Origin of the sequence: Streptomyces sp. NPDC093064, assembly GCF_044754605.1 — a bacterium.
GTDB lineage: Bacteria > Actinomycetota > Actinomycetes > Streptomycetales > Streptomycetaceae > Streptomyces.
The window spans coordinates 69,536-82,127 of record NZ_JBIVPK010000002.1; the positions used below are offsets into that span (position 1 = coordinate 69,536).

Sequence of the window (12,592 nt, forward strand, 5' to 3'; positions counted from 1 at the left end):
GTAAATATGAGCGTCCCCGAGACGTCAACTCCGCACACCAGCAGCCACTTTCCAGCCAACCACACGGAAGCCGAAGCCGAACACACCCAACATCTGGGGCTGTTGAGACACCCGGCGGGGACGGCAACGACTGAGACGACGGCGACCGGCAGGGACGGTGACGACTGCGACGACCCCGGCCGGCGGCAGGAAGGCACGCCCCGGGGAATGTGGAGCGGCAGACGAGTCGGGCTGTACGCCGGGTTCTGTTCCCCGGGTTCCTCGCGGAGCCCGGGGCGACGGCCATCCATCTAGGGCCGGCGTTGCCGCCGGCCTCGTGCGGTCCACCCGCGGACTCGGGCGGGCAGCCCTCGAACGTCCGCGCAGAGCGCGCCTTTTACAGCGGCCCCTTTTGACCTTGCTCCGAGTGGGGTTTACCTAGCTGCCCAGGTCACCCTGGGCACTGGTGGTCTCTTACACCACCGTTTCACCCTTACCGAGGACCGAGATCCCCGGCGGTCTGTTCTCTGTGGCACTGTCCCGCGGGTCACCCCGGGTGGCCGTTAGCCACCACCCTGCCCTGTGGAGCCCGGACGTTCCTCGGGAAGCCCCAAGGGGCTCCACGCGGCCGTCCGCCCGGCTCGTCTGCCGTAGGCACCATGGTACCGGTCGCGCGGACCGCGCCGTTTCCGGCCCGGCACCGGCCCGGCCCAGGTCAGGCCCCGGCCGGCCGCCGCACCCTGCGCTTGACCTTCACGCGACGTCAACGTCTGTACTGGTCGTATGCGGATCGGAGAACTCGCCGCGGCCGTCGGTGTCACGACGCGGACCGTGCGGCACTACCACCACCTGGGGCTGCTGCCCGAGCCGGAGCGGCGGGCCAACGGCTACCGGCACTACGGCCTGCGGCACGCCGTCGCACTGGCCCGGATACGGCGGCTGACCGAGTTGGGGCTGGGCCTGGCGGAAGTGCGGGACGTACTCGCCGACGACGCCGGGAAGGACCTGGTCGAGGTGCTCGAAGAGCTCGACGCCGACCTGGCGCGGCAGGAGGCGGCGATCCGGGACCGCAGGGTCCGGCTGCGCGCCCTGCTCGACGTGGGGGAGGTGCCCGCCGAGGGGCCGGTCTCCCCCGAGCTGGCCGCCCTGTTCGCCGCGACGGCGGCCGAGCTGCCCGGTTCCCCGGCCGCCGCCAAGGACCGCGAGGTCCTCGCGCTGCTGGAGACGGCCGCGGCACCGGCGGACCGGGAGCGGCTGATGGGCGCCGTGAGCGCGGTCTTCGGCTCGCCGGACGGGGCCGCACGGGCGCGGGAGGCCTACGCGCTGCTGGACGCGCTGGCCGACGTGGACGCCGAGGCGGTTCCGGACGATCCGCGGATCGCGGAGGCGGCCCGTGCGATCGCCGGGTTCGTTCCCCGCGAGATGCTGCCGCAGGAGGCGCGTCCCGACGAGGCCCACGGATTCCTGCGCGCCCTCTACGCGGACTTCGCACCGGCCCAGGCCGAGGCGATCCGGCAGGCCCTGCGGATCCTCTGGGAGGGACGGCGGTGAGGGCCGCGGTGCGGGCGGCGTCCGGTCTCGCCCGGCACGAGCTGCGGCTGCTGGCCGGCCTGGCCCTGTGGCTGGCGCGCCGCACCCACGGCACCGGCGGCGGGCAGGCCTTCGGGTACGCCCGCGGTCAGGGCCCGGTCATGGCCGGGCTGGCGTTCGTCTGCGTGATCGAGACGCTGGCGATGGCCGTGCTGCTGCGGAACTGGCCGGCCGTGCACGCGGTGATGCTGTTCCTCGACGTGTACACCGTCGTCTTCATCGTGTCCCTGCACGCGGCCTCGGTGGTCCGGCCGCATGTGCTGGGCGCGGACCATCTGCGCATACGGCACGCCGTCCATGTCGATCTGCGCATCCCGCTGGACCGGATCGCGTCCGTGCGCCGCGAGACGCGTACGACGCACGAGCGGGCCGAGGGCGAGCTGGACGTGCCGGTCGGCTCGCAGACCTCCGTCACCCTCGAACTGACCGCGCCGGTCGAGCACGTCACCCTCCTCGGCAGGCGCAGGCGGGTGCGGCTCGTGCGGTTCCACGCCGAGGACGCCGGAGTGCTCGTGCGGGCGCTCACGCGGGAGTGAAGCGCACCCTCGCCGGTGGTGGGGCGGACGGGTCGGCCCGGGTGAGCCGGAGCCGGAGCCGTTCGCCCAGCGGCAGCGGTGTGGTGCCGCCCTCGACACGGGCGACGACGGCCGGGGACTCCACGTGGACGGTGCCGTCGGTGGGGCGGTGCTCGTCGACGTCGATCACACCGCCGTCGAAGAGTTCGCCGACGCGGTCCTTCAGCAGCGCGGCCTCCACCACGTCCAGGCACTCCCGCTCCACGGCGGCCGCGCGCCGGGCGCCCTCGGCCATCCGGTCCGGCAGCGCGTCCAGCGCGGCGAGCACCCACTCGGGCACGTCCCGGCCGGCCGCGGCGGCCAGGCAGATCTCGGTGGCGTACCGGTCGGCGAGGCGGCTCAGGGGTTCCGTGCAGTGCGCGTAGGGCGCGGCGACGGCGGCATGCGTGGTGATCGCCGGGAGCCCGCCGTCCCGGAAGACGGTGTAGCCGGCGCCGCTCAGCAGGGTCGCGCACTCGCGCAGGAAGGCCGCGTGCCGCGGCTGGTCCGCGTCGAGGGTGCGCAGGAGGGCGGCGTACGACATGTGGTGCGGCCAGTCGACGCGCAGGGCGTGCGCGCCGCGCCGCAGCCGGCCGACCGCGCCGTCGGGGGCGGCCGGCAAGGTGCGCAGCACGCCGGTGCCGTGGGCCAGCATCAGTTCGGCGGCGGCCATGCCGGTGAGCAGGGAGAGCTGGGCGTTCCAGCGGTCGGCCGGGAGCGGGGCGCGGTACGCCTGCTCGTACCCGCGGCCCCCGGGCACGTCCGCCGGATGCTCCACGACCTCCAGCTCGGGCACCACGAGCGAGATGCCGCCGCGCTCGGCCTCCAGCCGCTCCCGCAGCCGCCCCACGTCCTGGAGCAGCGCGACCGGTTCGTCGGCGGTCCCGGCGTCGATCTCCTTCTGCACCCCGGCGCGGTCCAGCTGTGCCCGGCTGCGGACCAGGGCGCGGCGGACGTCGACGGCCCGCGTGCGGCCCTCCGCGTCCAGGTCGACCGTCCACAGCACGGCGGGCCGGGTCTGCCCGGGCAGCAGGCTCGCGGCGCCCTGGCCCAGGACGGCCGGGTGCAGCGGGACTCCGCCGTCGGGGAGGTACAGGGTGCTCGCCCGCCGGTGCGTCTCGGCGTCCACGGCGCCCGCCGGTACGACGAAGGCGGCCACGTCGGCGACGGCGCAGCGGACGCGGTAGCCGCCGCGGCGGCGGGACAGGTGCGTCGCCCGGTCGAGGCCGGTCCCGTCAAGGTCGGCGGAGCCGATCGGGTCGAGGGTGAAGAACGGGATGTCGGTGGCGTCGTACAGGGGGAGGGAGGGGTCCCGCGCGGCCTGCTCCGCCTCGGCGAGCACCTCGGGCGGGAAGCCTCCGGGCACGCCGAGCGTGGTGCGCAGTGCGGCGAGGGCGGCCCTCAGGGGTCCTTCGGGGGCGCCGGTCACGCGGAGCGGGCGGCGGGGCATACAGCGAGCGTAGGGCGAGGGCGCACGGGCGGCACGCCGTACGCTGTCGCGGAGCGCTACCCGAAGGAGCAACCCCCGTGCTTGTGCTGCTGCCCCCGTCCGAAGGCAAGGCCGCCGCCGGCCGCGGCGCCCCGCTGAGGCCCGAGTCGCTGTCGCTGCCGGGGCTGGCCGCCGCCCGCGAGACGGTGCTGACGGAACTGGTCGAGCTGTGCACCGGGGATGAGGAGAAGGCACGCGAGGTGCTCGGGCTGAGCGAGGGCCTGCGCGGCGAGGTCGCCAAGAACGCCGGGCTGCGCACGGCGGGGACGCGGCCCGCCGGGGAGATCTACACCGGTGTGCTCTACGACGCTCTGGACCTGGCCTCCCTCGACCCGTCGGCCAAGCGGCGCGCCGCACGCTCGCTGCTGGTCTTCTCCGGGCTGTGGGGTGCGGTACGGGTGACCGACCGGATCCCCTCCTACCGCTGCTCGATGGGTGTGAAGCTGCCCGGTCTTGGCGCGCTGGCCGCGTACTGGCGTACGCCGATGGCCTCGGCGCTGCCCGAGGCGGCCGGTGACGGTCTGGTGCTGGACCTGCGGTCCTCGGCGTACGCGGCGGCGTGGAAGCCGAAGGGCGAGGTCGCGGGCCGGACGGCGACCGTGCGGGTGCTGCACTCCCAGATCGTGGACGGGGTGGAGAAGCGGTCCGTGGTCAGCCACTTCAACAAGGCCACGAAGGGCCGGATCGTACGCGCCCTGCTGACCGAGGGGGCCGCCCCGAAGAACCCGGCCGGACTGGTGGAGGCGCTGCGGGACCTCGGGTACGTGGTGGAGGCGGAGCCGCCGGGCAGGGCGGGGCGGCCGTGGGCACTGGACGTGGTGGTGACGGAGATCCACTGACGCGGGCACTCACCCGACGCCGCACCGCCGGAACACGGGCACTGGTGGCCGGCGGGCAGCCCGCGATCAAGGCGACACCGCGGACACCGGCCGCGCTCGACGCGTCCCGGGCGACCGCCGATGCGGTGCCGGACACGGTGGTGGGCTCGGCATGGTGCCGGAGGTGTCCACGGTGTCGGCGGTGGCCGCTCGGGACGGGGCCCGGGTCGGCCGGTCGGCCCGCGCGGCCGTGGCGGTCAGCGCAGGTGGGACGTGTCGTTGAAGAGGCGGACGCTCGCATTGCCGTCCGCGTAGTACGCCACCGCCGACAGGGACGCCGCCGACAGTTCCATGCGGAACAGGGACTCCGGCGGTGCGCCGAGGGCCAGTTGGACGAACGTCTTGATCGGGGTGACGTGCGTGACGAGCAGCACCGTGCGGCCCGCGTGCGCGGCGACCAGCTTGTCCCGGGTGGCGGCGATACGGACCGCGGTGGCCGCAAAGCTCTCGCCGCCGCCGGTGGGTTCGGCGTCCGGGGAGGCCAGCCAGGCGTTCAGGTCGTCCGGGTAGCGCTCGCGCACCTCTCCGAACGTGAGCCCCTCCCAGGCGCCGAAGTCGGTCTCGCGCAGCCCCTCCTCCACGGTCACGTCAAGACCGAGGCGGGCGGCGACGACACCGGCGGTCTCACGGGTGCGGGCGAGCGGCGAGGACACTACGGCCTGGATGGTGCCGCGCCGAGCGAGCGCCGCCGCGACCTTCTCGGCCTGCTCGCGGCCCACACCGGACAGCGACGGATCGGTGCCGCCACTGCCCGAGAAACGCTTCTGCGGCGTCAGCGGCGTCTCCCCGTGCCGCAGCAGCACGAAGGTGGCGGGCGCACCGAGATCGGCGGGCGCCCAGCCGGGCGTGGCGACGGCCCCATCGGGCCCAGGGCCTCCACCGGCACCGGAAGCCGCGCCACCACCAGCGGCGGCGGCACGCGCGGCCCGGACGTCGGCGCCCGCGCCGGTGTCGGCGGAAGCGGGACCCCCGGAGGCGGACGAGGCGTCTGTATCGGTGCCGGGGATCGGGCCACCGCTCGGGCTGCCCGACGTGTCCAGGGACGGTCCGGACCACTGCTCACCGCGGGCGCCCGCGTCCATCGCCTCGTTGGCCAGGCGGTCGGCGTGCTTGTTGCGCTCGCGGGGGATCCACTCGTAGGTGACCCGGTCGGCCGGGAACTCCCGGGCCGCCGCCGTCGCGAGCGGCTTCAGGTCGGGGTGCTTGATCTTCCAGCGGCCCGACATCTGCTCGACGACGAGCTTGGAGTCCATACGGACGTGCACGGCCGCCGAGGAGTCCAGGGCGTGCGCGGCGCGCAGGCCGGCCAGCAGGCCCCGGTACTCGGCCACGTTGTTCGTGGCCACGCCCAGGTACTCCGCGTGCTCCGCCAGGGTCTCCCCCGTCGCCGCGTCGAGCACCACCGCCCCGTAGCCCGCGGGCCCCGGATTGCCCCGCGACCCGCCGTCGGCCTCGACGATGAACTCCCGCACGCCGCTCGCTCCTTACCGACCCGACTGAAGACGCGACTACAGACCCGACGGAAGACCGGCCTACAGACCGGACTCGGCGGTGCGCACCAGGATGCGGCTGCAGTTCTCGCAGCGTACGACCGTGTCGGGGGCGGCGGCGCGGATCTCGCTCAGCTCGGTGATGGCGAGCTCCTGCCGGCAGCCCTGGCAGGTGCGCTGGTACAGCTTGGCCGCACCGATACCGCCCTGCTGCCCCCGCAGCTTGTCGTAGAGCTTCAGCAGGTCCGCGGGTACGGCGCCGGCGATGACCTCGCGCTCCTTCGTCACGGACGCCACCTCGCCGTCGATCTCCTCGAAGGCCGCGTCCCGGCGCGCGGTCGCGTCGTCGGCCTTCGCCTGGACGGAGGCGACGCGCCCGGTCAGCTCGGTGACCCGCTCCTGCGCGGACTCGCGGCGCTCCATGACCTCCAGGACGACGTCCTCCAGGTCGCCCTGCCGCTTGGCGAGGGACACGATCTCGTGCTGGAGGTTCGACAGGTCCTTGGGCGAGGTGATCGCGCCGGAGTCGAGGCGCTGCTGGTCACGGACGGCACGCTTGCGCACCTGGTCCACGTCCTGCTCGGCCTTGGTCTGCTCGCGGGCGCAGTCGCTCTCCTCGGTCTGCGCGGCCACCAGAAGGTCGCGCACCTGCGTGAGGTCCCGGTTCAGCGACTCGATCTCGGCGTGCTCGGGCAGCGACTTCCGCTTGTGGGCCAGCTGCTGGAGGCGGACGTCGAGGGCCTGGACGTCGAGGAGTCGGATCTGGTCGGCGGGCGCGGCGTTCAGTTGGGGGCTCCCGTTAGCTAGTAGAGGAAGAAGAGGAAGTAGCGGACGGGGCGCGCGAAGCGCTCGTCGCAAGGGTGGCGGCGGACGCCGCGTGGGCGGTCCAGGGGTCGGTGACCGTCTTGGAGACGTGGACCCGCAGGCCCCATCCGTTCCGGTCGGAGATCTCGTCGAGCTGGGCGGCGGCCAGCTCGCACCAGGGCCACTCGGTGGCCCAGTGCGCCGCGTCGAGCAGCGCGAGGGGGCTGTGGGCGCGGTCCGCGATGAACTCGGAGGCCGGGTGGTGGCGCAGGTCCGCGGTGAGGAAGGCGTCGACGCCGGCCGCCCGTACGTCGTCGAAGAGGCTGTCGCCGGAGCCGCCGCTGACGGCGACCGTGCGGACGAGCGCCTCCGGGTCGCCGGCCACGCGGATGCCCTGCGCGGTGGCGGGCAGCCGCTCGGCGGCGCGGGCCGCGAGTTCCCGCAGGGTCAGCGGGTGGTCCAGTTCGCAGACCCGGCCCAGGCCCCGGCGGCCCTCCGGGTCGGTGGCGTCCGGCACCAGAGGGCGTACGACCCTGAGGTCCAGCGCCCCGGCCAGCGCGTCGGAGACGCCCGGGTCGGCGATGTCCGCGTTGGTGTGGGCCACGTGCAGCGCGATGTCGTTCTTGATCAGGGTGTGCACCACGCGGCCCTTGAAGGTGGAGGCCGCCACGGTCGTCGTACCGCGCAGGTAGAGCGGGTGGTGGGTGACCAGCAGGTCCGCGCCCAGCTTCACCGCCTCGTCCACGATCTCCTGGACCGGGTCGACGGCGAACAGGACCCGGCCGACCTCCTGCTCGGGGTCGCCCACGACGGTGCCGACCGCGTCCCAGGACTCGGCCCGCTCGGCGGGCCACAGGTTGTCCAGCGCGGCGATGACTTCAGACAGACGGGGCACGGGTGCAAGGCTACCTGGGTGTTCGCCGCGGCTGAACCGGTGCCGTCGCCCCACGTCCGGACCGGGGCCGTCCAGCACATCGGTCTCGGTTTCCACAGGCGAATCGTTTTTCGGCCACCCGTATGTGTGAAGCAGCCGCCCGCCGGTCCGCCCGGTGTGTGTAGGAAAACTACCGTCCTGGCAGGAGGTGACCGAACGATGACAGCCTGCATTGTCGAGACTTCGGCGGCCGGCGAGGACGACGGTACCCCGCGGGCGGGCTGCACGATCACGAAGGACGGTGCCTACGCCGCCCGGCTCGCACGCAGCGGCGACTCCTGGTACCCGGAGCGCTGGACGCTGGACGGCCCCGAGCCGTACAGGGTGCCGCTGCCCGGCAACCAGCCCGAGGAGCCCGGCACGGAGGTGCTGCCGATGAGCGACGGCCGGGTGCTGATCCGGCGGTTGGTGGACGGCCGGCACACCTTCTCGCTGCTGTATCCGACCGGACCGGGCACCGGCGAGCTGCCGCTCGGCGCCATCGAGTGCCCGGAGGGCACCGGGCTGCGGCTGCTGCCCCCGGCGCCCGGCGGCGGGCGGGCCTACGCGCTCGCCGTGGGTCAGCGGTCCTCGGCGGTGTGGCTGGTGGTCGGCGGCGGCTTCGGGCCCGAGCACCTGGCCGAGGTGCCGGGCCGCTGCTCGGGCGGGGTCTGGCTGGACCGCGCCGGGCGGATGCTCGCACTGGACCGGGAGACCGGCGGGCGCACCAAGGCGGTCGTGGTGGACCTGGAGCGCGGCGGCGAGACGTCGCCGCTGCTCCAGATCGCGGCCGCCAGCGACGACCGGTTGCTGCTCGCCGACCCCGACAGCGGACTGCTGCTGATCCGCTCGGACGCCCCTTCCCCGGGGCAGCAACGGCTGGGCTGGGGCGTGCTGGGCAGCACACAGCCGGTGCGCTTCCCGGAGTGCCTCCGACTGCCGGACTGCGTGGTGACGCCGTTCGCGATCCAGCCCGGGCAGGTGCTCACCCCCGAGCAGTGCGGGGTGGCGCTGCGCTGCGACGGCGCGGCAGGCAGTTGGGTGGCCGTGTGGCTGCCCGCCGAGCGGCAGGTGCGTCATCTCCCGGCGCCCGAGGGGTGGCTGGCCGGGTCCGGACTCTGGACCGACGACGGCGTACTGCGTCTGCCCTACGCCACGAGCGCGGTGCCGTGCGGTGTGGCGCGGTGGACGGCTCCGACGAGGCAGTCGGCGCCGGGACCGGGACTGGCGGGAGCGGGGGCAGGGACGGGGGCACGCCTCCCGATCCCCGCCCCGCCCGACACGCCGGACCGGGCCACGGCACCCGGACCACGGCCCGGAACCGAGCCCGGACCGCGAGCCGAATCCGGACCACGAGCCCAACCCGAAGCGCCCACCGAACCCGGACTACGAGCCGACTCCGGACCACGAGCCCAACCCGAACCGCCCGCCGGACCCGAACCACAAACCGAACCCGAGCCCTACGCCACACCCGGAACCGGACCGCACCCCGCACTCGAACCCAACCCCCACGCCACACCCGAGGCCGGGCCCCCCGTCGGACCCGAAAGCAGGCTCCCCGCCCCACGCGAAGCCACCCCTCACCAGCACCTCACACCCGGAGCCAGAACCCACTCCACACTCGGAACCGGATTCCGCATCGGACCCGGAACCGAACCCCACCCCGCTCCCGAAGCCCCACCGCACGCCGGACCTCACCCCGGCCCCGCACCCGGCGACCCCGGACCGGAAGGCGGATCCGTACCCGGACCGCACCCCGCGCCCGCGCCCGCACCGGAGTCCGGCCCTCCGACCTCTCTCGACCCCCGCTCCACCCCCCGCCCCGTTCCGCTTCAACAGGCGCCGCTGGGACGGCTTGTAACGAAGTAGTGCCGGTCGGCGTGCCCGGCTGGATTCGACCCGAGGTGTGCCGGTTAGACTCGCCCGGCTGTACGAAAGATCATTGTTGACGGGGTGAATTTCTTCCGATGAGCGACGCCAGCACGACCCAGCCGTCCGCCGCCGACGTCGAAGAGTCCGCGGCCCACGGAAAGCACCGGGGTCCGGTTTCGGTCGGCGACGGTGAGGCCGCACCCAGCGGCCGCCACCGTAGGCCTGCGGAGCAGAACGAATCGGCGGCCTGACGGCACGTCGAACACCACGGCCCCGCCCGTCAGCTGACGGGCGGGGCCGTTTCGTGTCAGCCGTGGTCGACGATCGTGCCGCTCAGCACCGGCGCGTCCTCCCGTTCGACGGCGCCCACCGTCACCCGGACCCCGCCCTCCCCCCGCCACATGCGGATGCGCAGGGTCTCGCCCGGGTACACCACCCCGGCGAAGCGCGTGGTGCAGGACCGTACGCGGGTCACGTCCCCGCCGAGCAGTGTGTCGACGACCGCCTTGAGGGTCATGCCGTAGGTACACAGCCCGTGCAGGATGGGCCGCTCGAAGCCGGCGCGCTCGGCGAACTCCGGGTCGGCGTGCAGCGGGTTGTAGTCGCCGCTCAGACGGTAGAGCAGGGCCTGGTCCTCGCGGACCGTCCGCTCGACGGTGCGGTCCGGCTTGCCGACCGGCGCGGCGGGGCGGGCGGAGGGACCGCGGTCGCCGCCCCAGCCGCCCTCGCCCCGGACGAAGATCTCCGCGTCATCGGTCCACAGCGGGCCGTCGCCGTCGGCGACCTCGGTGCGCATGACCAGGACGGCCGCCGTGCCCTTGTCGTACACGGCGGCGATGCGGCTGGTGGCGGTGGCGGTGCCCGCCACGGGGAGGGGCCGGTGCACGGTCAGCGACTGGCCGCCGTGCAGGACGTGGGCGAGATCGACGTCGACGCCGGGCATGGACAGGCCGCTGATCACGCCGGGCGAGCCGCCGCCGGCGACGGTGGCGAAGCTCGGCAGGACGTGCAGCCGGGTCTCCAGGGTGTAGCGCAGCTCGCCGGGGTCGGTTGCGGGCAGGCCCGCGCCGATACCGAGGTGGTAGAGCAGGACGTCCCTGGGGTTCCAGGAGATCTCAACGGTTCGGGGGTCGGCCGCGAGGGCCTGGACTGCGTCGATGGGCATGGGTCTCCGGAATCAGAGTCTCCTGGCGCTCTCCTGTATAGCCCAGCGCTGCTCGACTGTGAAGGCACCTGACACACCGTCAGATCGGTACGCAGCGGGTCAGTCGGCCGTGACATTTGTCCTGCCGGAGTCCGTACAAGCGCATCTGCCGGGCGCGGCACGGGAGTTCGTAACGTCGTAGGCATGACACACGACGCAGACATGACACGGACGGAGCGGGCCGTCTCCTTCACACGGGCGGTCAAGGCCTTCGGCGCCGTGCGCGCCGTCGACGGCGTCGACCTGACCATCGAGCGGGGCGAGACGGTGGCCCTGCTCGGCCTCAACGGCGCCGGCAAGTCGACGGCGATCTCGTTGCTGCTCGGCCTGCTCCCGCCCGACGCGGGCACGGTCGAGCTGTTCGGCGGGCCGCCCGAGCGGGCGGTGCGCGCCGGTCTGGTCGGCGCCATGCTCCAGGAGGCGCGGGCGGTGCCCCGGGTCACCGTCCGCGAGCTGGTGGCCTTCGTGGCCGGCCGCTACCCGGCGCCGCTGCCCGTCGGCCGCGCCCTGGAGCTGGCCGGGATCGCCCATCTGGCCGGACGGCGGGCGGACCGGCTCTCCGGTGGCCAGGCACAGCGGGTGCGGTTCGCGGTCGCGGTGGCCGGCAACCCCGCGCTGCTGGTGCTGGACGAGCCGACGGCGGCCCTGGACGTGGAGGCGCGCCACGCCTTCTGGGACGCGATGGGGGCCTACGCGCGCGGCGGTCGCACCGTGCTGTTCTCCACGCACTACCTGGAGGAGGCCGACGCGCACGCCGACCGGATCCTCGTCCTGGACCACGGCCGGCTCGTCGCCGACGGCACCGGCGAGGAACTGCGGCGGGCGGCGGGCGGCGGCCTGGTCGCCTTCGACCTGGCCGGGCGGGGCATCGAGGGCCTGGAACTCCTGCCCGGCGTGCGGTCGCTGGAGGTGCGCGGGGACCGGGCGCGGCTGCGCACCGACGACCCGGACGCGACCGTGATCGCCCTGGCCGGACTGGGTGCCGTGCGAGGGCTGGAGGTCGCACCGGCCTCGCTGGACGACGCCTTCCTGGCCCTGACGGGCGCGCGGGCGGCCACGGAGTTCGAATGCGAAGGGGAGGCGGCGTGATGCGCGACATACTGGACTACCTGCGGCTGGAGGTGCGCCGCACCCTGCGCGACACGGGTTTCGTGATCGGCGGGATCGCGATGCCGGTGATGATGTACCTGCTGTTCACCAACCTCGGCGACGGCGCCGACCGCGGCTGGCGTACCGCCTCCATGGTCGGCATGGCCGCCTACGGCGCGGTCGGCTCGGCCCTCAACACCGGCGGCGGAGTCGCCGAGGACCGTACGGTCGGCTGGCTGCGGCAGCTCAGGGTGACCCCGATGACCCCGCGCCAGGTCGTCGCCGGGCGGGCGCTGACCGCCTCGGTGACCGTGCTGCCCGCGATCTGCGCGGTGCTGCTGGCGGGCGGCCTGCTCAACGGCGTACGGCTGGCGGCGTGGCAGTGGGCGGCGACGGCGCTGCTGCTGTGGCTCGGCTCGATCCCGTTCACGCTGCTCGGCCTGGGCAACGGCTACGGGCTGACCGCGCAGACCACGGGCGTCGTCAACATGGTGTGCAACCTGGGGCTCGCGGTGCTCGGCGGCCTGTGGTTCCCCGTCGAGCTGTTCCCGCACTGGCTGCGCTCCCTGTCCGGGTACACGCCCACACACGGGATCGCCGAACTCGGAGTGTCGGTCGCGGAGGGCCACGCCCCGGCGGCGGGTGCCATCCTCGTACTGGCGGGCTGGATGTCGCTGTTCGGTTCGTACGCTGTGCTGTCCTACCGCCGTCATGCCGGCAAGGTCTGATC

General features: G+C 74.1%; 10 protein-coding genes, 1 other RNA gene and 1 pseudogene. 6 read left to right on the forward strand and 6 right to left on the reverse strand.

The genetic code is table 11. From position 1 onward, the window contains the following. Positions 1–218 precede the first annotated feature (218 nt). Positions 219–623, reverse strand: an RNA gene (rnpB, locus tag ACIQFZ_RS03215) — RNase P RNA component class A. Positions 624–762: 139 nt separating this feature from the next. Between rnpB and ACIQFZ_RS03220 the strand changes: the two genes are divergently transcribed. Continuing rightward, entirely contained in the window at positions 763–1,530 is a 768-nt protein-coding gene (locus ACIQFZ_RS03220; protein WP_402690491.1) for a MerR family transcriptional regulator, read from the forward strand. Further along, the gene (locus tag ACIQFZ_RS03225; RefSeq protein ID WP_365419604.1) at positions 1,527–2,105 is read left to right on the forward strand and encodes a hypothetical protein; all 579 of its coding nucleotides are present in this window, start codon (positions 1,527–1,529) and stop codon (positions 2,103–2,105) included. Before ACIQFZ_RS03220 ends, ACIQFZ_RS03225 begins: the two co-directional genes overlap by 4 nt. Here ACIQFZ_RS03225 and ACIQFZ_RS03230 read toward each other — a convergent pair. After that, on the reverse strand, positions 2,092–3,573 hold the full coding sequence (locus ACIQFZ_RS03230) for an RNB domain-containing ribonuclease (RefSeq protein ID WP_402690492.1): 1,482 nt from the start codon (positions 3,571–3,573) through the stop codon (positions 2,092–2,094). The two genes, ACIQFZ_RS03225 and ACIQFZ_RS03230, sit on opposite strands and share 14 nt — an antisense overlap. A 77-nt stretch (positions 3,574–3,650) precedes the next feature. On the opposite strand from ACIQFZ_RS03230, the gene yaaA reads away from it, so the two are divergent. Further along, a complete protein-coding gene (gene yaaA, locus ACIQFZ_RS03235; protein WP_365419599.1) occupies positions 3,651–4,451 on the forward strand; it encodes a peroxide stress protein YaaA in 801 nt (266 codons plus the stop codon). Positions 4,452–4,687: 236 nt separating this feature from the next. On the opposite strand, the gene ACIQFZ_RS03240 is transcribed toward yaaA, so the two are convergent. Genes ACIQFZ_RS03240 through ACIQFZ_RS03250 form a run of 3 tightly spaced genes read right to left on the reverse strand, consistent with a single transcriptional unit; the run spans position 4,688 to position 7,679 of the window. After that, positions 4,688–5,962: a bifunctional RNase H/acid phosphatase gene (locus tag ACIQFZ_RS03240; protein ID WP_365419597.1), complete on the reverse strand. Its 1,275-nt coding sequence runs from the start codon at positions 5,960–5,962 to the stop codon at positions 4,688–4,690. A gap of 60 nt (positions 5,963–6,022) precedes the next feature. Further along, complete coding sequence (locus ACIQFZ_RS03245) at positions 6,023–6,766, reverse strand: C4-type zinc ribbon domain-containing protein (protein ID WP_365419652.1); 744 nt, start codon at positions 6,764–6,766, stop codon at positions 6,023–6,025. A 13-nt stretch (positions 6,767–6,779) separates the two neighbouring features. Beyond that, entirely contained in the window at positions 6,780–7,679 is a 900-nt protein-coding gene (locus ACIQFZ_RS03250; RefSeq protein ID WP_365419594.1) for a Nif3-like dinuclear metal center hexameric protein, read from the reverse strand. A gap of 198 nt (positions 7,680–7,877) precedes the next feature. On the opposite strand from ACIQFZ_RS03250, the pseudogene ACIQFZ_RS03255 reads away from it, so the two are divergent. Next, a pseudogene (locus tag ACIQFZ_RS03255) lies at positions 7,878–9,062 on the forward strand (hypothetical protein); the annotation flags it as partial. A gap of 814 nt (positions 9,063–9,876) precedes the next feature. Here ACIQFZ_RS03255 and ACIQFZ_RS03260 read toward each other — a convergent pair. Continuing rightward, complete coding sequence (locus ACIQFZ_RS03260; protein ID WP_402690493.1) at positions 9,877–10,734, reverse strand: MaoC/PaaZ C-terminal domain-containing protein; 858 nt, start codon at positions 10,732–10,734, stop codon at positions 9,877–9,879. Between the two features lie 183 nt (positions 10,735–10,917). On the opposite strand from ACIQFZ_RS03260, the gene ACIQFZ_RS03265 reads away from it, so the two are divergent. Both ACIQFZ_RS03265 and ACIQFZ_RS03270 read left to right on the forward strand, forming a co-directional pair. Beyond that, complete coding sequence (locus ACIQFZ_RS03265; RefSeq protein WP_402690494.1) at positions 10,918–11,862, forward strand: ABC transporter ATP-binding protein; 945 nt, start codon at positions 10,918–10,920, stop codon at positions 11,860–11,862. Positions 11,863–11,870: 8 nt separating this feature from the next. Beyond that, positions 11,871–12,590 (forward strand): ABC transporter permease, encoded by a 720-nt coding sequence (locus ACIQFZ_RS03270; protein WP_376650988.1) that lies wholly within the window; start codon positions 11,871–11,873, stop codon positions 12,588–12,590. Positions 12,591–12,592 lie beyond the last annotated feature (2 nt).